The organism is Citrobacter sp. CF971 (assembly GCF_006385635.1).
Classification (GTDB): domain Bacteria; phylum Pseudomonadota; class Gammaproteobacteria; order Enterobacterales; family Enterobacteriaceae; genus Citrobacter; species Citrobacter freundii.
The window spans coordinates 2791302-2810112 of the sequence record NZ_CP041051.1; the positions used below are offsets into that span (position 1 = coordinate 2791302).

20 protein-coding genes are annotated in these 18811 nt (G+C 43.5%); 4 read left to right on the top strand and 16 right to left on the bottom strand.

What is annotated here, in order from left to right; genetic code table 11:
* Positions 1-82: 82 nt before the first annotated feature.
* Positions 83-874: a DNA-binding transcriptional regulator KdgR gene (gene kdgR, locus E6P06_RS16910; RefSeq protein WP_003833778.1), complete on the bottom strand. Its 792-nt coding sequence runs from the start codon at positions 872-874 to the stop codon at positions 83-85.
* 174 nt (positions 875-1048) lie between these two features.
* Here kdgR and E6P06_RS16915 point away from each other — a divergent pair, with 174 nt between their 5' ends.
* A complete protein-coding gene (locus E6P06_RS16915) occupies positions 1049-2416 on the top strand; it encodes an MFS transporter (protein ID WP_139935474.1) in 1368 nt (455 codons plus the stop codon).
* A gap of 65 nt (positions 2417-2481) precedes the next feature.
* On the opposite strand, the gene E6P06_RS16920 is transcribed toward E6P06_RS16915, so the two are convergent.
* From E6P06_RS16920 to E6P06_RS16985, 14 genes are all read right to left on the bottom strand, one after another.
* Positions 2482-2688 carry a hypothetical protein gene (locus tag E6P06_RS16920; RefSeq protein WP_003844076.1) on the bottom strand — a complete coding sequence of 69 codons (207 nt, stop codon included), beginning with the start codon at positions 2686-2688 and terminating at the stop codon, positions 2482-2484.
* A gap of 9 nt (positions 2689-2697) precedes the next feature.
* Positions 2698-4917: an IpaD/SipD/SspD family type III secretion system needle tip protein gene (locus E6P06_RS16925; RefSeq protein ID WP_233622616.1), complete on the bottom strand. Its 2220-nt coding sequence runs from the start codon at positions 4915-4917 to the stop codon at positions 2698-2700.
* A gap of 30 nt (positions 4918-4947) precedes the next feature.
* Positions 4948-5628, bottom strand: coding sequence for a response regulator transcription factor (locus E6P06_RS16930; protein WP_003844080.1), 681 nt, complete (start codon positions 5626-5628; stop codon positions 4948-4950).
* Positions 5629-5766: 138 nt separating this feature from the next.
* Entirely contained in the window at positions 5767-6417 is a 651-nt protein-coding gene (locus E6P06_RS16935; RefSeq protein ID WP_003844081.1) for a lytic transglycosylase domain-containing protein, read from the bottom strand.
* Positions 6407-7543, bottom strand: a complete 1137-nt coding sequence (locus E6P06_RS16940) for an EscU/YscU/HrcU family type III secretion system export apparatus switch protein (RefSeq protein ID WP_139935475.1) — start codon at positions 7541-7543, stop codon at positions 6407-6409. Before E6P06_RS16940 ends, E6P06_RS16935 begins: the two co-directional genes overlap by 11 nt.
* Positions 7544-7548: 5 nt before the next feature.
* Positions 7549-8310, bottom strand: a complete 762-nt coding sequence (gene sctT, locus E6P06_RS16945; RefSeq protein ID WP_139935476.1) for a type III secretion system export apparatus subunit SctT — start codon at positions 8308-8310, stop codon at positions 7549-7551.
* Between the two features lie 10 nt (positions 8311-8320).
* On the bottom strand, positions 8321-8581 hold the full coding sequence (gene sctS, locus E6P06_RS16950) for a type III secretion system export apparatus subunit SctS (protein ID WP_139935477.1): 261 nt from the start codon (positions 8579-8581) through the stop codon (positions 8321-8323).
* Positions 8582-8584: 3 nt separating this feature from the next.
* Positions 8585-9274, bottom strand: a complete 690-nt coding sequence (locus E6P06_RS16955; protein ID WP_003844087.1) for an EscR/YscR/HrcR family type III secretion system export apparatus protein — start codon at positions 9272-9274, stop codon at positions 8585-8587.
* Positions 9275-9283: 9 nt separating this feature from the next.
* Complete coding sequence (locus E6P06_RS16960; protein ID WP_139935478.1) at positions 9284-10204, bottom strand: FliM/FliN family flagellar motor switch protein; 921 nt, start codon at positions 10202-10204, stop codon at positions 9284-9286.
* A complete protein-coding gene (locus E6P06_RS16965; RefSeq protein WP_003844090.1) occupies positions 10201-11124 on the bottom strand; it encodes a hypothetical protein in 924 nt (307 codons plus the stop codon). The genes E6P06_RS16960 and E6P06_RS16965 overlap by 4 nt, the downstream gene beginning before the upstream one ends.
* Positions 11112-11561, bottom strand: coding sequence for a hypothetical protein (locus tag E6P06_RS16970; protein ID WP_139935479.1), 450 nt, complete (start codon positions 11559-11561; stop codon positions 11112-11114). Before E6P06_RS16970 ends, E6P06_RS16965 begins: the two co-directional genes overlap by 13 nt.
* Positions 11551-12852 carry a type III secretion system ATPase SctN gene (sctN, locus tag E6P06_RS16975; protein ID WP_032939141.1) on the bottom strand — a complete coding sequence of 434 codons (1302 nt, stop codon included), beginning with the start codon at positions 12850-12852 and terminating at the stop codon, positions 11551-11553. The genes E6P06_RS16970 and sctN overlap by 11 nt, the downstream gene beginning before the upstream one ends.
* On the bottom strand, positions 12852-13256 hold the full coding sequence (locus E6P06_RS16980; RefSeq protein WP_003844095.1) for a type III secretion system chaperone SpaK: 405 nt from the start codon (positions 13254-13256) through the stop codon (positions 12852-12854). The genes sctN and E6P06_RS16980 overlap by 1 nt, the downstream gene beginning before the upstream one ends.
* 4 nt (positions 13257-13260) lie before the next feature.
* Complete coding sequence (locus E6P06_RS16985; protein WP_168199049.1) at positions 13261-14700, bottom strand: FHIPEP family type III secretion protein; 1440 nt, start codon at positions 14698-14700, stop codon at positions 13261-13263.
* Between the two features lie 116 nt (positions 14701-14816).
* Here E6P06_RS16985 and E6P06_RS16990 point away from each other — a divergent pair.
* The 3 genes from E6P06_RS16990 (at position 14817) to tnpA (ending at position 17772) form a co-directional block, all read left to right on the top strand.
* A protein-coding gene (locus tag E6P06_RS16990) for an IS3 family transposase (RefSeq protein WP_089617520.1) occupies positions 14817-16024 on the top strand; the annotation gives its coding sequence in 2 pieces (ribosomal slippage) (positions 14817-15138 and positions 15138-16024; 1209 coding nt in all).
* A gap of 70 nt (positions 16025-16094) precedes the next feature.
* On the top strand, positions 16095-17132 hold the full coding sequence (locus tag E6P06_RS16995) for a hypothetical protein (RefSeq protein ID WP_003844127.1): 1038 nt from the start codon (positions 16095-16097) through the stop codon (positions 17130-17132).
* A gap of 205 nt (positions 17133-17337) precedes the next feature.
* Positions 17338-17772, top strand: a complete 435-nt coding sequence (gene tnpA, locus E6P06_RS17000; protein ID WP_041162689.1) for an IS200/IS605 family transposase — start codon at positions 17338-17340, stop codon at positions 17770-17772.
* A gap of 57 nt (positions 17773-17829) precedes the next feature.
* Here the strand turns inward: tnpA and htpX are convergent, their stop codons facing one another.
* Complete coding sequence (gene htpX / locus E6P06_RS17005; protein ID WP_003034964.1) at positions 17830-18711, bottom strand: protease HtpX; 882 nt, start codon at positions 18709-18711, stop codon at positions 17830-17832.
* Between the last annotated feature and the right edge of the window lie 100 nt (positions 18712-18811).

Sequence of the window (18811 nt, forward strand, 5' to 3'; positions counted from 1 at the left end):
ACCAACTAACGTTATGACAGTTCATAAAAAACCCCAGATACAAAAATACCTGGGGTTTTTACCTTGACGCTATTACATCAGATTAGAACGGATAGTCGTTATAACCCATTTGTTCTGAAATTTTACGCGCAGCCGTATGCAGCATCGCCACATACTCGTGCAAACGTTCTTCTGAGAAACGCAGCGTCGGGAATGAAATACTCAAGCCTGCAATCACTACACCGAAACGGTCAAACACCGGTACACCGATGCAGCGCAGACCTTCTTCCTGTTCTTCGTTATCTTCACCGTAGCCCTGCTCGCGTACTTTATCCAGCAATACCAGCAGCTCATCAGTATTGGTAATAGTACGGTCGGTGCTGCGCTTGTACTCAATACCATCCAGAATCTGCTTCACTTCATCGCGGTCACGCCATGCCAGCAGAACTTTACCGATAGCCGTGCTGTACAGCGGATTACGGCGACCTACGCGAGAATACATGCGCAGATTGTACATAGAGTCGATTTTATGGATGTAGACAATGCTGTCTTCATCCAGTGCACCAAGGTGCACTGTCTCTTTGGTCAGGCGCGAAAGTTCGCGCATCTGAATATCAGCGCTACGGATAAGATCGACGTTTTGTAACGCGCGAGCACCCAGCTCGAATAGTTTCAGGGTCAGTGAGTATTTCTCCGACTCCCCTTCTTGTGCCACATAACCCAGCGTTTTCATGGTCTGCAAAAAGCGATAAACGGTGCTTTTTGACATCATGACGCGTTGCGACAACTCGGTAATACCAATTTCGCGCTCTTCACCCAGCGCCTGCAGAATGCCAAAAACCTTCAGCACGGAAGATACAGAATCGGGTTGTTTATCCAGATCTGCGATTGCCATTTATCACCCCTTTCGAGTGTTTTATAAAAATCAGAACCGGTTTTTATTATAATTTCACGTATCAGCCCTCGCAATCGCTCTTTGCTTACTTAGTTACAAATCTGCGACCTAACGCCTGAATATCAATGCTAAAATTATTATTCTCATCATAAATTCCAACAGTATTGACTTCCTATGGAAAAAACTCAGACCGATGGTCTGCCATTGCCCCAGCGATATGGCGCAATTTTAACCATTGTTATTGGCATCTCTATGGCAGTACTCGACGGCGCAATAGCAAACGTTGCCCTCCCCACTATCGCCACCGATCTTCAGGCCTCACCCGCCAGCTCAATCTGGATTGTGAACGCCTACCAAATTGCGATCGTTGTTTCGCTGTTATCGCTCTCTTTTTTAGGTGATATGTTTGGCTACCGACGCATTTATAAGTGTGGTCTGGTCGTGTTTCTGTTGGCATCGCTGTTTTGTGCCTTGTCAGACTCGCTGCATATGCTGACGTTAGCGCGCGTGGCTCAGGGGTTTGGCGGCGCGGCACTGATGAGCGTTAATACGGCATTGATCCGACTCATTTATCCTCAGCGCCAGCTTGGCCGCGGGATGGGTATTAATTCCTTTATCGTGGCTGTATCCTCGGCAGCGGGTCCGACTATTGCGGCGGCAATTCTTTCTATTGCCTCGTGGAAATGGCTATTTCTGATTAACGTTCCATTGGGGATCATCGCCCTGCTGCTGGCTATGCGTTTTTTGCCACCCAATTCATCACGTAGCAATAAACCGCGCTTTGATCTGCCCAGCGCAATAATGAACGCCTTAACATTCGGTTTGTTGATCACGGCACTCAGCGGATTTGCACAGGGACAGTCACTAAAACTGATTGGTGCTGAACTTGTGGGGCTTCTCGTGGTAGGTTTTTTCTTTATCCGCCGCCAGCTCGCATTGCCAGTACCGTTATTACCGGTTGATCTACTACGCATTCCGCTGTTTTCACTCTCTATTTGCACCTCAATCTGTTCATTCAGCGCACAAATGCTGGCGATGGTTTCCCTGCCCTTTTTTATGCAAACGGTTCTCGGACGCAGCGAAGTTGAAACGGGCCTGCTGCTGACGCCGTGGCCGCTGGCAACCATGGTGATGGCCCCACTGGCGGGATATTTGATTGAACGTGTTCATGCAGGTCTGCTTGGCGCGCTGGGCATGGCAGTAATGGCGTGTGGGCTGTTTTCGCTGGTGTTGCTGCCCGCATCACCTTCCGATTTTAATATCATCTGGCCAATGATTTTGTGTGGTGCGGGTTTTGGCTTGTTCCAGTCACCGAATAATCACACCATCATCACCTCCGCGCCGCGCGATCGTAGCGGGGGCGCGAGCGGTATGCTCGGAACGGCGCGCTTACTGGGTCAAAGTACCGAGGCAGCACTGGTTGCGCTGATGCTAAATCAGTTTGGTGAGAGTGGAACGCACATCTCGCTAATAACCGCTGGCATTCTGGCTTCGCTGGCAGCCATCGTGAGCGGCTTGCGTATTACGCAGGCGCGCGTATAAACGCCATACCCGGCAGTACTTCGCCGGGTTTAACGTCATCTATTATTCGCGTAACGGTTCCGATGTCACCACTCCGGTTGGTACATAGGATTAGACGGATCGTCGGTATCTCCCATTATACAATCAGAAAAAAACTCCAGACTAAATCCTGCAGTGGCTAACTGCATCAATTTACGCTGCTCATCCGTTAAATTCGCTGTTGGGTCGAGTTCTTCTGCTGAAACAGCATCATCTGCAGAAACTGGCGTTGTGCTGATGGTCATATCGCTCATGATAAATACCTATTTCAGGAACTCTTTTTGGGTTTCCAGTAGAGCTTCTATCGTCGACGACAATACCTTGGTCAGGTTATTGAAGATGGTATTTGCCTGGCTTAATTTTTCAGACATAACTTGCGACTGGCTTTCTACTGTACTGGACATCGTGTTCATCGAGTTTTCCCACTCGTTAAACATACCGCTGCTGATAGTAGCAAATTCACCCGAGTTGTGTGCCTCAAAATCCCAGGTCGATGCGGGAGAAACATAAATATTCGCTTTATCTCCTCCCGTCCCAGTCATGTCATATGCTTTGTCCATAACAATAACACTTTCTGTAACATGTACACTAGCATTACTATCACCAGCTTCAAAATTGGTTTCTGCCGGTTCTAACATTGTCGTTGGGATTAAGACGCAATAATATTCATGCTCTGCCCCATTCTTCTTTGATGATATCAACGTATACCCATCCGGTATATAAAAGTCCCTATTATTCACCTCATTAATAGGCACAATAAACATTTCGGCGTTAGTTGATACAACACTATATGTCTTCTCATTCAAATCATCCCCTGAATATCTTAAATCTTTATAATTCTTATTTAAATAAGGTGGCTCAACCTTCTCTGATGGATAGGCACTTCCTGCATTTTCTCGATAGGTATATGGTGGCGATGCCTGAACGCCGTGGGCATCAAAATCCCAATCAGCAACATCACTAACATAGATATTTGCACCCTCCTGCCCTTTAACATTTGGGCCTTTATCCCTAATGTTATAGGATTCAGTCTCAAGAACAATATCTTCCGTGAGATGGCACTTACCTCCCCCATCGGCAATCACCATTGTTGATGGTACCAAAAAGCAATCAAATTCGTGATAATCATTAGTATCCGTTGATGTTATCAACGTATACCCATCCGGATACACAAATCCTTTCGTCTTAATTTTATCCTCTGGCACAACCTTCATCTGGCGAGAAGAGGGAATGACAAAATAGGAGTTAGCGTCAATTTCCGAGTTACCTTTGTCATCCTGAGCAGCTGAACCTTTGCCATAATCTCGTGTGAAAGGCTGGTTTCCGAAATAATTAGCATCATACAAGGGTACATCCGCATTTGTGGCCGTCTGACCTGCTGGCGTTGTTCCTGCATCTGAGTCATTCCCAATTAAGCTAAACGTTGCGTCTTTGGCATCCCGTACGGGCTGAAGATCTGGGTAAACATAGAGAGTATAAGTGCCATCAGCCTCAGCTACCAAATACAGCCGACAATCCGATTCTGGAGGTTCATTAAGATTAGCAACCGAATCAGCCACCGTAATATTATCTATATCATCTCCAGGATTACCCGTATACATTTTCCCATCAGCCCCAGCCTCAATATGTGTTTCGATAGCCAGCTGATCGGATAACTCCAGTTGTGTAGCCCAATAATAGACTCCCTGGGCATCTAATCCGCGGATAGCTACAGGTCCGCGTTCAGGATAGGGGCCGGAAGTCGTTTCAGGGTTAATGGGTGTCAGGTTGATATTACCGTTAGCATCATATATCCCCCACCCATAAATGATGGCATCTAGTTCGTCCATCACACCACCGACATCAATTTTCATGTCATCATCATCAGTGGAGACAAATGTCACCATCTGTGATTTAAAGCTGTTAACATCATTGAGAAATTCAACGCTTTGATTAGCAAGATCCGTATATACATCCATATAATCTGTTTGCAGCCCAACAAGCTCAGTACTAACATCCGCATAGATTTCCCAGTCACTCTCGGGATATTTCACCCCATTGCCATGATCGTTATCATTTGACCAGATATAGGTGCTGAAATCGATATGATCATCAATCTTGCCATCACCGTCCTTATCCATGTTTTTGTCGAAAGTGATGTCCCAGAGTGAGCCACCAACAGCGGAATCCTCTAAAGGTTCTCCCACGCTTTTTTTACTTGAAACACCGGTGTTCATGAACCGAGAGAGAGACGATTTCAATACGCCCTGTGCAGGAGTCGTGTCGATAAGGATCCCTTTGTTGAGAAGCTGATGATACTGTTCAGAATAGACTGCCAGTTTTTCTGTCAACATATCAATCACCTGTTGGCGGCGCGTACCCGTTTCTGCAGTATCGGCAGTTGTAGAAGCTTGTAGCACCTTAGGCGATGAAGAAACTGCATTGGTGGTTGTACATAGTGTTGAAAATGAAATTTGTCCTGCTGTTGTGACACTTGTAGACATCGTATCTTTCCCTGAAAGGTGTGCAACGTTTTAGTTACCAGGCATCTCGGCAAGCGTATCCTGAGATTGCATATATTGAAGCAATTGTATGTTGCTGGTTATTGCAAGTTTCTGCATCGCGTTGTGCTTATGTACCGCAACCGTACAGACTGAACGCTTAAGAAGGTTTGCAATCTCTTTTACCCGCATGCCTCGTGCATACAGACGAATAATTTCGAGTTCTCGCGAGGTTAACTGGGACTGCTGTTGAGCATAATCAGTAGTTATATCCTTCTGTTGGATCCGCGGAGAAGAATAAAAGCGCTTTGTCGCCAAATAAGATAACGCTTTTGGCAGACAACGTTCTAAATCATCTTTCTTGCTTATTAACGCGTGTACGCCTGACGCCCGGAGACGTCGGAGCGTGGGAGTAAATGTGTAGTTTTCACTTACAAGCGCAATCAGCTTGATTTCCGGTGCTACCTTTTGAATTCTCGAGATATAGTGAGTAGCATCATTATTATTTTCACAGTCAAAAGATACATCAACAATCAGAACTAATTTTTTATCATCGCGTTTACCTGATAACGCATGAATCAATTCATTTCGCGAATGAGTTACAAATGCAATATCCGCATACCCGGCAAGCAGGCTGCGTAATCCTGTAATGACAATCGGTTCATCACTGGCAACTGCAACGGAGAGTCGGGAATGTAGGAATTTATGGGACATATTCGGTTCCTTCTTATGCAAATGCTAATCAATCCTTAATTAGCTAAAAATAAATTATTTAAGATAATTTCATGCAGAACAAGGTAACTCAAATTATTTATTCTAACTTTAGAATTAAAAATACATTAAATCATTTAATCAATGAATGGCATTGTATTCATTGATTACATTTCTAATATATTTATGTGTCTCATTAAACGGGGGGATTTGATTGCTATACTTCGCAACGTTTCCTTCTCCGGCGTTATAGGCGGCCAGAACCAGTTCAAGATTACTTCTATAGCGCTTCACCAATTCTGAAAGAAAATAAGTGCCAAGATGAATATTAATCTCAGGATCAGATAATCGATGCTTTTCAAGAGAATACCCCAATGCTGAAGACAGGCGGTTCGCAGTATCAGGCATCAACTGCATTAAACCCACAGCGCCTTTTGCTGAGATAATGTCCGGATTAAATCCGGACTCAACGGCCATAACCGCCTTAACGAGATACGGATCGACACCATACTGTCTGGCATAGTGGCCGATAACATTATCGTAACGACCCTTGGCCATCTGAGTCGAAAACTGACGCCGCGGTGAGGAACGCGACATGCGAATGGCGGAATTGGATTTCGTGGCCTGCCAGCGTTGCACGGCATCATCGTTAGCGATAGCGCAGCGACGCCCCTTGCTTGACGTCCGTTGCTGTTCGACATACATGATTCCCTGAGCATCTTCATAACACCACTGAGCTGCCATCGCAGCAGGCATGTACCAACACAGTAAAAGAAATATACTATGACGCATTTCCCCCCCCTTTCATGTTTGTTTCCGTATTTTCTTTATCGCAGTTAACATCGCCCTCCATCTTTTCTGACTCGTCATTCTGAGGAATATCATCCTTCCAAGCTTGTTCCATCTGCTCGAGCCAGGTCAGTAAGCGCATAATTTCATCAATACTGCTGCTATCAATAAAAGTATAAATTTTTGCCGTCTTAAAAATTCGCCGTGCCAGAGAGATATTGCGAATAACAGGGATGTTGTTTTTTTCCGCGAAAGCAATAACAGCAACAGCGCGAGAGTTTTTCTCGACGACTGAAATAAAAGGCAAGCCAATTACCGTAGGATTAAAATAAATGCCCAATGCGATATGTGTCGGATTAGCCAACACCATTTTTGAAGTTAATATATTTGCTTTAGTCTGTTCAGAAAGCAATTCACGATGCAACTGCTTACGCGCGCTTTTAATGTGCTGATCACCCTCATTATTCTTATACTCTTGCTTTATTTCCTGCTTGGTCATCATCAAGTCTTTAATATATAAATAAAAATCAACCAAAGCATCAAATGCCATAACAATTAAAAACGGCAACAAGGTATAACAAAAAAGCAATGGCATCAACCCACGCCACACATTAATAAAATGCTGGATGCCCCCAGTCGGTACAGTAAATAAACGACCATGATACTTTATAATAAAAACACTAAAACCAGTGAGTGCCATCCCAAGATACAAAATAGCTTTTATACTGTCTTTCAAACCTCTGACACTGAATATTTCTTTAAATCCTTTTATTGGATTAATGGCATTCAGATCTAATCGAATCGCCTCCGACGCCATTTTAAAACGCGTTTGTATCAATGTCACCAGTGCCGAAGTAAAGACAGAAATCAGGGCAATACCAGAGATAATTTTAAACGCTGTTGTAAATACCAGTCGCGCATATTCTCCCGTTGATAGCATGAAACCACTACTGACGAATAAATCGAAATAAAATGTTAACTCCCTCGCATCGATGCTCATCCATACAAAAGAGGAGACTGCAATTAACGTAAGTAGCCCTACAAAATCTCGGCTAAGAAACATCTGTCCCTTCTTAGCAGAATCTTCTTTCTTTTTATGCGTTGGTTGTTCAGTTTTTTCTTCACTCATTATGCTTAACTCTTCGGTAAAAAATCACTTAGTCGTAATCCTGTCAACTGGGAGATAAGTAATGGTGTTAAATAAATCAGCAGTACGAAAATGGCGATAACGCTCTTTAATGTTAATGCGACAGAAAAAGCATTCAATTGTGATGCGAAACGTGAAAGTAAACCAAGCGCACATTCTGTGACAAATAAAGCGACGACGATAGGCCCTACCAAAATTAAAGCCTTCAGCATTAACTCATTAACAAGATGAACAACTTGCAGTGCTAATGCTTTGTCAAAGTGAAAGGATTGTGCCACCGGAAATATTTGATAACTTTTTTTTATCGCCTCACAAAGCGTAACCATTCCGCCACTTAGCATAAAAGTCGCGCCGTAGAAATAGTTCATAAAACTGGCGAAAACAGATGTTTCTACCCCTATCCCTGGATTCATAGTACTACTAATAGTTGCTCCGCGTTGGTTGTCAATGACCTCACCTACCACCAAAGCAATCCAGAATGGCACTGACAGGCAAATACCACATAGTAAACCAATAATCGCTTCCCGAACGATAATCACCATTGGTGGCGCCGCTGGCGCCATTGGAAACTGTACACTCAGCAAGGGCAAAAAACCGAGAAGCATAAAACACGTAATTACATTTTTGGCTAACATGCCCCCTAGCACCTGGCTGTTAAACCAGGGCAAGAAAAATGTTATTGGCAGAAGTCTGGCCATCCCAATAACAATCAACAGGATATATTCATGGTAGAGCACATAAACATTCATAGGCGACTCATTAGGGTATCTGGAATGCCATAACCAATACTTCGGCAGCGAAACTTTTCAGGCTGGAAACAAACCAGGGTGCAGTCATAAAAAGCGCGGCAGAAACCGCCAGCAATTTTATACCAAATGGCAAGGTCTGTTCCTGGATATGAGTAATTGCCTGAAGAAGGGCCACAACTATCCCCACTACTGTTGCAACAATAACCGGAACTGAAGATAATATTAACACCATATATAGTGCTTTATTGCCTATATAAAAGATATTGTCCATTGTTTATGCCGCCGTTTTCCATAACGCTGCGTACTGCATGACCATTCCGGTCGCAATCTTAGACCAGCCATCAATGGCAACAAAAAGTACCAATTTTATTGGTAATGATATTGTTACAGGACTCATCATCATCATGCCGAGAGCCAACAATACGTTGGAAACTAACAGATCCACTACAATGAAAGGAAGATAAACATAAAAACCTAAAACAAAGGCGCTTTTTATTTCACTCAATGAATAAGCCGCTAACAGCGTAAATAACGAGCTATTATCAACTGTTGGTTTAATCCCAACAACTTGATGATCATCCGTTACGGGATATTGCTGCTGATAGATATTGCTAAAAAATGTAAGGAGTTCTTTATCAGAAAACCGGTATAAATAATTTTTATATCCAGAAAGGCCGTTATCGATGAAACTTTGCACTGACTCAACATTATCGAAAGAGATACCTTCCTGGCAATAATAATCATAACTCTGCAGGGCAACAGGCGACATGACAAAAGCAGTTAAGAGTAGTGATATGCCATTCAAGGTCATATTGGATGGCGCCTGCTGTAAGCCAATGGCGTTGCGTATCAATGAAAAAACAATAGAGAATTTAATAAAGCACGTTCCGCCCGCAATGAAAAATGGCAATAGTGTCGCAAGACTCAGAATCCCTACCAAACCAATGCTATTATAATCCGTCATAATCTCATCTCACAATGTGTTGTAAACTTCCTCTATTTCCACCGCCAAACGATCATTCAGCAAAATAAGTTCTCCCTTTGCCAACGTTCTACCCTGAACCCGGAGTTCAACATCAACTTTGTTGCCTCCCAGACCAATCTGGGAATCTAATACATCGCCGATTTGTATTTTACTAATTTCTGCTAATGTCATGGTTGTTTCACTGAGTACAAACTCAATGTTTAGTTTGAGTCCATCTGTGGACCATAATTTATCAACAAGAGCATTATTTGTTTGAATATCCATAATATCCTCACTTACAGTAAAATGGTGTTGTTCATATTGGACTGCACAATAATCTATGTTTCCGACATAAAGGTAAATCTGAACATTTGTAATCCACAAGGCATCACCAATGGCCAAATTTTCGATATCCCTCACAGGTAACGCTGTGAATCCGAGAGATATTTTGATGGGACAAAGCAAATGCTGGCAATTGTTTACTATTTCCGTAACCTGCACATCTAATGAGGTTAGGGATGTTTTTGGAAACCAAACTAAACCGGCATTGTCACCTGCACTGTAGAATTTTTCATGCAGAGGAATCTGACATTCTGGGTCCTCAATAACAACTTCAGCAATAGGTGCAGAAAACCACTCAGTCCCTAAGGAGAGATTCGATAACAACTCACTATACAGCGAAGAAATAAATTTTTTTCCCATCTGCTGAACTGAAAATCGAGCATCCTCCATGCCATATTTCTGTAAAAGCTTTTCTGCAGAGACAAAAAAAAATACCTCCGTTCCGGCGTGAAGACCACTACAGCGGATGAACGCTCCCTGCATTCGTTTCTGATTTGTTAGCAAAGGGATAGCATTGCGTACGCAGTACTGCATGATCAGGTTTTCTGTGACATCCAGGTGCCGTAAACACGAAAGAATGGTATTCACGTCTCCTCCTCCTCGTCATTTAGAACATTCTGGTTTGCCTCATTCTGCTGCTGCGAATTCTGCTGATTCTGAAGATAGTCATTTGACGTCGACACGGCACCATCTACACGCAATCCGTGCAACGGATGTTGCTGTTGGAAATTTACCAGTTGTTGTTCAGTTTCAATGTCCGATGGCATAATTTGTATTTGCGTATCAGATTTATTCTGAGCGTGTTCTATGCGTACCTGGGCTTTTTGTTGAGTAGGAAAGGTCCAACTAACTTCGGTCACATTCGATTTCGTGTTTACCGCAAGCGTTACATTTTTGGCAGACTTTAATTGCTGCTGGTTAACTGCCTCTTTTCCACGTTCTCCAGATAACAGCTTTTCCGTTACCCATCCGGATTCATCGATAACCTTGTCAGGCACTGGCATAGCAGATAGCACTGTCACCTCTGAAGATTCATTTTTTTTCTTATCAGATCTCTGAGTATTCTCTTGATGTTGCGGGTCCGCTGCGGTAAAAATTGTTGCCGGCCCACTGTGGATTAGGGTTTCTTCCTTTAATCGTCCTACATCAGCACTGGCATGCTGGCTAATAATCACTGTGGAAATACGTGTTGACACATTAGATACTGAATTATTGCCCGTACGAGCCGTTTGTATCTGCGGTACGGATTTGGCCAACAGAGGCGATAATAGTGGTTCCCCAGCTAATATTACCGATGTCGCAATCTGGACAGTTTGCTCGGTGTCCTTGTCTCCTTTTATCTCATCTTTGTTACCGTCAAAGGTCTCAATCTTAGTACTCTTTTTCAACTTGATACCAGTATCATTCAATAATTTCTGAATAATTCCATCAATAGATTGCACGCCGTCACAAGAGCACATGTTTTCTGATAAATGTGTTTTCACTGATGATGCTTTTATATTTTCCATGAAATACATTCCTCTATAGAATATTCTTCCTGAGAAATTCTTTTGACACTACGCAGACGTTTAAATTTTTGTTGGCATAAAGACCACTTTCGTTTTTTACGTTCATAGTTGGCGCGTAATTGCAACAGATGTGATTTTTTATCTTCTTGTTCATGTTGACTTGCAACTAACTCACTTTTTTCGGCATCCAGGCTATATAAAACTGATAGCAGTAATGATTCTTTTCTTTTAATAGCATATATATTGTCTTTAGTTATTTCACTCTCTGTAACTCCATGCCATAAGTTGATGATACATCCATCAGTCTCCTTATGACGCTCAGCATTAACAATCAGCAAGTTTTTTAATCGTTCAATTTCGCGTTCAATACGTGTCACTTTCAGAATAAGACTATCGCAGTACATTGAATACAGATTTTCCATACTTTTATAAGGCATACAGTAACTCCAACATTTCTGTAAATGATGTTTTATCTTCCATTTTTTGCTGGAGAAAATTCTTTATAATGTCAGTTTTCCCAACAATTAAATCTGTGGCTGGGTTTTCACCCGGTTGGTATTCACCTAATTCAATCATCAGCTTCAATTCGTCCAGTTTTGACAAATTATTTCGAAATAAAGATGCAGCTTCACGTTGTTCATCAGATGATACTGCACGCGTTACACGACTGACGCTACGTAATACATCAATTGCCGGATAATGTCCTGTACCAGCCAGTTTTCTGGAAAGATAAATATGCCCATCTAGAATCGAGCGCACTTCATCCCCGATGGGGTCTACTTCCTCTTCTTCTTCAAGCAATACCGTATAGAACGCTGTAATGCTGCCGAATTGAGTTTTACCACTTCTTTCCAGGATCCGCGGCAAGTTATCAAAAACAGATGATGGGTAACCTCGTCTTGCGGGCATTTCTCCAGCTGAAAGCGCAACGTCACGAAGCGCACGGGCATAGCGTGTCATTGAATCAATCATCAGAACAACATTTTTGCCGGCATCGCGAAAATATTCTGCAATAGTAGTTGCAATAAGCGCTGCATTCCGTCTTTCAACAGCGGGCCTATCAGAAGTAGAATAGACGACTATGGTTTTATCACGCTTATCCTCCGGGATCCCTTCAGCTAAAAACTCGGTAACCTCCCTGCCTCGTTCACCAACAAGCCCAATAACGTAAACATCTGCAGATGAATGGCTGATGATCATCGTCATTAAGGACGTTTTTCCGGCTCCTGCACCAGCAAAGATCCCTACACGTTGACCTATGCCGCAAGTCAATAACCCGTCGATAGCTCTGACACCTGTCGCAAATAAGCTATCGATTGGTCGGCGCTCACTATAATCTGGTGGAGATTGCATAATGGGTCGAAGCATTGATAAAGGAGCATTGTCAGGAACTGGCGACGCAAAACGTTCACAAATCTTGCCTTGTGCATTAATAACTGTACCCAGAGTATCCATCGATACTGAAAGTGAAAAAGCAGTACCATCTGGAACAATAATATTGGAGCATGAAATACCATCTGAACCGCCCAGCAGACACAGCACAGCATTGCCCTGACTAAAACCGATTGTCTCTGCTTGCCCAATAATCCGTGAATCGTTCAGAGAGCGATAAATACAACATCTTTCCCCAATAAAAGTATGGCGCAAAGGGGCAGTAATGATCGTCCCTTGAATCGATGTGATCCTGGCATTACAATCAAAAATATTACTCAGCAAGATTTCCTGCATTATTTTAGCGCCTGGCTAAATGCTTCTACACTATCATAAAACTGGTTCAAAACATCCGCCAGTAACTCACCTTGTTCAATTGTATTTTCACTTAAAAATACTCTTAGAACGAAACTTCCATCATCTTCAACCAGTTGTAACTGGCCTGTCATACTCCAGTCACAAGTTGCTACTAATGATTCGATAAGTTGAGAGGCAGCATTTAATAACGCATGATGATCATATTTTGCAACAGCACTCCAAAGAACCACAACACCGTTAACAGTACTAAACATAATTGATGGTTTTTCACCAAAACTGAGTTCTATTGTGGAATGATGGTCTATATCAGCGACCAACGATGGATCACACCCCATTATCTCAAGCGCCTGTTTTAGAGTATCTGAAATTTTTGAAACATCCATTTAATTAATCCACCATTTTGATTACGTTAACTTTAACACTTTCTGATATTTCGCCAAATGAAATGACATCCAGATCAGTAAATTGCGACATTATCAAACGTTTAGTATAGCGTCTGATATCAACTGCAGTTAAAAATACAACATCCTTTCGTGAAAGATTCAATAAATGATGCTCGAACCTATCAATAACAAACTCATTATCTGCCGGTTCCATATTGATAAATGATCCAGAAGCAGATGTTTTAATTCCCTTTCGGATTTTATTTTCAATCTCAGGTGATAACACCATAACTGATAATACATTTTCAGTGGAAAACTTATCCGAAATATAGCGCGCTAGCGCACTGCGCACATGCTCTACCAACTGGATCGTATCTCTCTCTTTCCCGCCCCACATCGCCAACGCTTCAAGCACTGCTTTCATATTTCTTACTGAAATACGTTCACTTAACAAACGTTGTAAGACTTCAGATACTCGCTGGACAGTACAGTGCCTGTACGTTTCCTTTAATAACTCAGGATACTGGCGTTCAAATTTATCCATGATGTTTTTGGTTTCCTGAATGCCAAACAACTCAGGGATCTGTGCGGTCACCAGCAGCTGAAAAGAGAGCATCATTTCATCTTCTGCCGAACGCAACGTAAATCCCAAAGATGAACATAACTCTTGGTTCTGTTCAGCGACCCAGTATTCTTTTTCATTTCCATATCCAGTGATGATTATATCAATGCCTGGAAAATCAATAATGCCATCAAGATTCAAAAGTTTGAAATATCCAAATTTAATTGGAAATACACCTGCAGTAACTTCATTGATCAGGACAACAACATGGTTTAACTGTACGTTTGGGCTCATTATTACACTGACTTTCGGGAGTTCAATGCCATAGTTAAGATAAAAGTCCTGTGAAAAGCGCATGCCAAAATGTTCAATATCCAGATTGCTAAAATCCTGCTCTGGGAGCATTACCATCAACGGTACAGTTTCAGGTATAATATTTGCTGTGGGCAAAAGTGTATATCCTTCACTACCAGAACTCCCTCCTGGCTCCGTTTTTATACTCCCGAAAGACGTTGCCTTCTTTTTAGCTTTCACAGTACGGTTAAAAAAAACAGCAAGAATGATGCTGGCTATAAGCATAAAAACTATCAATGGAAATCCCGGAAGACAACCAATTAAAATGGCTACAATTGCCGTTACAATCAAAACAAAATCACGTTGGAAAATCTGATCAATGATATTGTTACCCAGATTTTTCCCATCCTCACTAACCCTTGTTACCACAAAGCCGGTACCGATAGAAATAAGTAAAGCGGGAATCTGAGCGACCAAAGCATCGCCAATTGTTAAAATCGTATAGACATCGGTAGCCCCACTAAAGGACATACCATGACGACCCATACCAATAGAAACGCCACCAATGAAATTGACAAAGATAATCACAATGCTGGCAATTGCATCACCTTTGTGATGTAGCCCCCTGAAACACCGGACAGTAGCTGTATCTCCAGATAAGAGATAGGCTTGAATATATGTCTAACACTAACGCCAATTTTGAGATGACCGGGATCCTGTTAGGGCAAGAAGTCCGTAAACGTAAAACTCCTCAGGAGAAGATCGCCATTATCCAGCAGACGATGGAGCCGGGTATGAATGTCTCCCATGTCGCCCGCCTGCATGGTATCCAGCCCAGCCTGCTGTTTAAGTGGAAGAAGCAATATCAGGAAGGCAGCCTCACCGCCGTTGCGGCTGGAGAGGAAGTCGTTCCTGCTTCTGAGCTTACTGCTGCTCTGAAGCAGGTCCGGGAGCTTCAGCGCCTTCTGGGCAAGAAAACGATGGAAGTTGAGATCCTGAAAGAAGCCGTGGAGTACGGTCAGTCGCGAAAATGGATAGCGCACGCGCCCTTGTTGCCAAAGGACGGGGAATAGCCATGGTCAGCCGGACCATGGGCGTGTCGCGTGCGCAACTGTCACTGCGGATTAACCGTTCTGCCGACTGGCAGGACAGGCGCTGTAACCGGCGTAATGAAGAAGCAGACGCAGAAATACTGTCGGCTATCCTCAACATTATCAGCGATATGCCGAGTTATGGTTATCGACGCGTGTGGGGCATCCTGCGCAAGCAACGTCGCACAGAGGGACAGCCACCTGTGAATGCCAAACGGCTTTACAGGATAATGAGCGAGCATAACCTGTTGTTGTTGCATCACAAACCAGAGCGACCGAAGCGTGAACATAAGGGCAAGATAGCGGTGGCAGAAAGCGATATGCGCTGGTGTTCAGATGGCTTCGAGTTCGGCTGCGACAACGGCGAAAAACTGCGGGTAACGTTCGCGCTGGACTGCTGCGACCGTGAGGCCATAGACTGGGCAGCAAGCACGGGAGGCTATGACAGTTCGACCGTGCAGGATGTGATGCTGAGGTCGGTGGAAAAGCGCTTCGGCGACAGGTTGCCCGACACAGCGGTGCAGTGGCTGACGGATAACGGTTCAGCGTATACCGCGTATGAAACGCGGAGGTTCGCGAGAGAGCTGAATCTGGAGCCCTGCACAACAGCGGTGAGCAGCCCGCAGAGTAATGGCATGGCCGAACGGTTCGTGAAAACGATGAAAGAAGACTATATCGCGTTCATGCCAAAACCGGATGTGAGAACAGCACTGCGAAACCTTGCAGTAGCGTTCACGCATTACAATGAAAACCACCCGCACAGCGCGCTGGGATATCACTCCCCGAGGGAATACCGGCGGCAGCGGACATCGTTAACTTAAGATACAAAAGCTGTTCGGAGATGGAGGGTCAAGATCACTTGATGATTAACAAAACTACATGGAGATGTATATGCCTGGTGCAGTTAAAACATACTCACACAATGTTTATAGCCATTATAAAAGTGATTTTCACAGGCAAAGAGAAGTTAAGAACCATAATTTACTGTCCGCATGTTTATCAGCTATCGCTAATGTCCCTAAAAATATTAGCATTAGCAAAACCCTTCAAAAAACAACAGCAGATTTGGCGCGTAGTAATGCTAATCGTGTAGATATCCCAATACACTCGTTCAATAATAGAGGTGTCATGACTCTAAATGAGAATCGTGTAAAATTAGAGATACACACAGCTTTAAATATAGGTAATGCTATAACAACCTTTGAAAATAAATACAAAACTGATTCCCTCAGCGGAAAAAATTTAGAGGCTTATAATGTTCTAAAAGACAAAATACAGGAGTTTAAAAACGATTTTGATGCTCAGTTCAAAAAAGGTGAAGCGATTATTAACAGTATAGAAACCTGTGCAAAAATGGTCGATGCTAAAACAATAGTTCCCATTTTCGATGCAATGTTTAATAAATATACTCAATTGAAGGAGTCACCGGTTAGGCAGACTACAAATCTTGATGTTGATACTATCAGGACCTCATTAGCTAACATATTGAACACCGAATATAGAACATCTGACATTAATATGGCAATTAGTGAGCAAGGTAATGCAGCAGGCCAAATTATCAAAAGATTTCTTTCGTCCTCTCGATCAGTGCATATCAGTGATGTTAGCATCGCCAGGCTTGAACAACCTGCTTTTAATGACTATATGAATAAACAGCTTCAGGAGTTACCAGTAAATGACCGCGAGTTGACATTATCCTTATATAAGGCTTTCACTACAAACCTAAATAAGAATATTTTGTTTGACAAGGATTTTACTTCTACTTTTTTCGGGCAGGCTATTATAGTTACAAATGATTTTGTAAAGTCCTGTCATACTGAGACGGACAGTTTTAAGGGGGAGGGCCGCGATAATTCAGTTGGAAAAGCTCTTAATTCCGCATGTGAAAAATTTGTTGAATATGTGAAAACCACCTTACCTGAAGCGTAGCATTTTCTTCGAAAATAACAATGCTGCTCTCTACCAGCGGTGGTTTAAGGCTAACAAATGAAGGGCCACGATGTGGCCCTTTTATTGTCACCCCTAAACCACCTCCTAGGGAGGTGGTGATTGATCCTGTAAGGCTATAGCCTGAAGAATGCCCATGCCGGAATATCTCTGCTTACTCACCACAAGTAAAAGGAGACAAACCAACATGGGGCTTTACAGGAGTTCATCACATGTATATTGGCGTTGCAAATACCACATAGTCTGGACACCAAAATATCGATTCAGGATCCTCAAAGACAAGCTGGGCAAGGAGCTTTACAGGACAATCTACATTCTCTGCGGAATCAAGGATTGTGAAGTTCTGGAGTTAAATGTCCAGCCAGATCATGTACATCTAGTCGTCATCGTCCCACCTAAAATCTCAATATCAACGCTAATGGGCCATTTGAAAGGTCGCAGTGCCATCAGGCTCTACAATCGTTTTCCACACATCAGGAAGAAGCTCTGGGGAAACCATTTTTGGTCGCGTGGTTACTTTGTAGATACGGTAGGAGTGAACGAGGAAATTATCAGAAGATATGTGCGGCATCAGGAGAAAACGGAACAAACACATGAACAACAGATGGAATTGCTAGAGTAGTAAGCGGAAGGTGAAAGTAGCCCCCCTTACAGGGGGCATTTTCAAAAGCCAGGCAACCTACTTCAAATATTCCCCACTGCGTAGCGCTTCAATACGTTTGTCCAACGGGGGGTGAGTCATAAACAGCTCACTCAACGATTTGGATTTACCATTGATGCAGAACGCCATCATACTGGTCGCTTCCTGCGGCTCATAGCTGGTTTTCAGGCGCTGCAGCGCGGCGATCATTTTTTCACGACCCACCAGTTTTGCAGAACCGGCATCCGCATGGAATTCACGATGACGTGAGAACCACATGGTAATGATGCTCGCCAGAATACCAAACACCAGTTCCAGCACTGTTGCCACCGCAAAGTAGATCAACGGGTTACCGTTGCTACCCTCACCCTCATCACGGTTTCCGCCCATAAAGCCAGCGGCAATTTGCGCCAGAATACGTGAGATAAAGATAACGAAGGTGTTTACTACCCCCTGAATGAGCGTCATGGTCACCATATCGCCATTGGCAATGTGGCTGATCTCATGCGCGATAACCGCTTCGGCTTCATCTGGGCTCATGTTTTGCAACAGGCCAGTACTTACAGCCACCAGCGAGGCATCCCGGCGGGCACCGGTCGCAAACGCGTTTATATCTGGCGCGTGGTAGATTGCAACCTGTGGCATAGCGATCCCGGCCTGGCGGGCCTGATTCGCAACTGTATTCATCAGCCAGCGTTCTCTTTCATTGCGAGGCTGTTCGATCACTTCCCCGCCAACGGACTTTAACGCCATCCATTTGGACATCAGCAGCGAAATGAAGGAACCACCAAAACCAAACAGCAGTGCCATGATCAACAAGCCTTGAACGCTGCTTGACTGGATCCCTGTCAGGCTCAATACCAGCCCGAAAACGACCATCACAGCCAGGTTCGTCAGCAGGAAGAGCGCGATTCGCATCATAATTTTCTTTTAACCTCAATTTAACAAAACGCACTATGCGATTACCCATATCGTATGGGTCTTATGACTATTTTCAAGCATCCATAGGTGCTAAGTCACC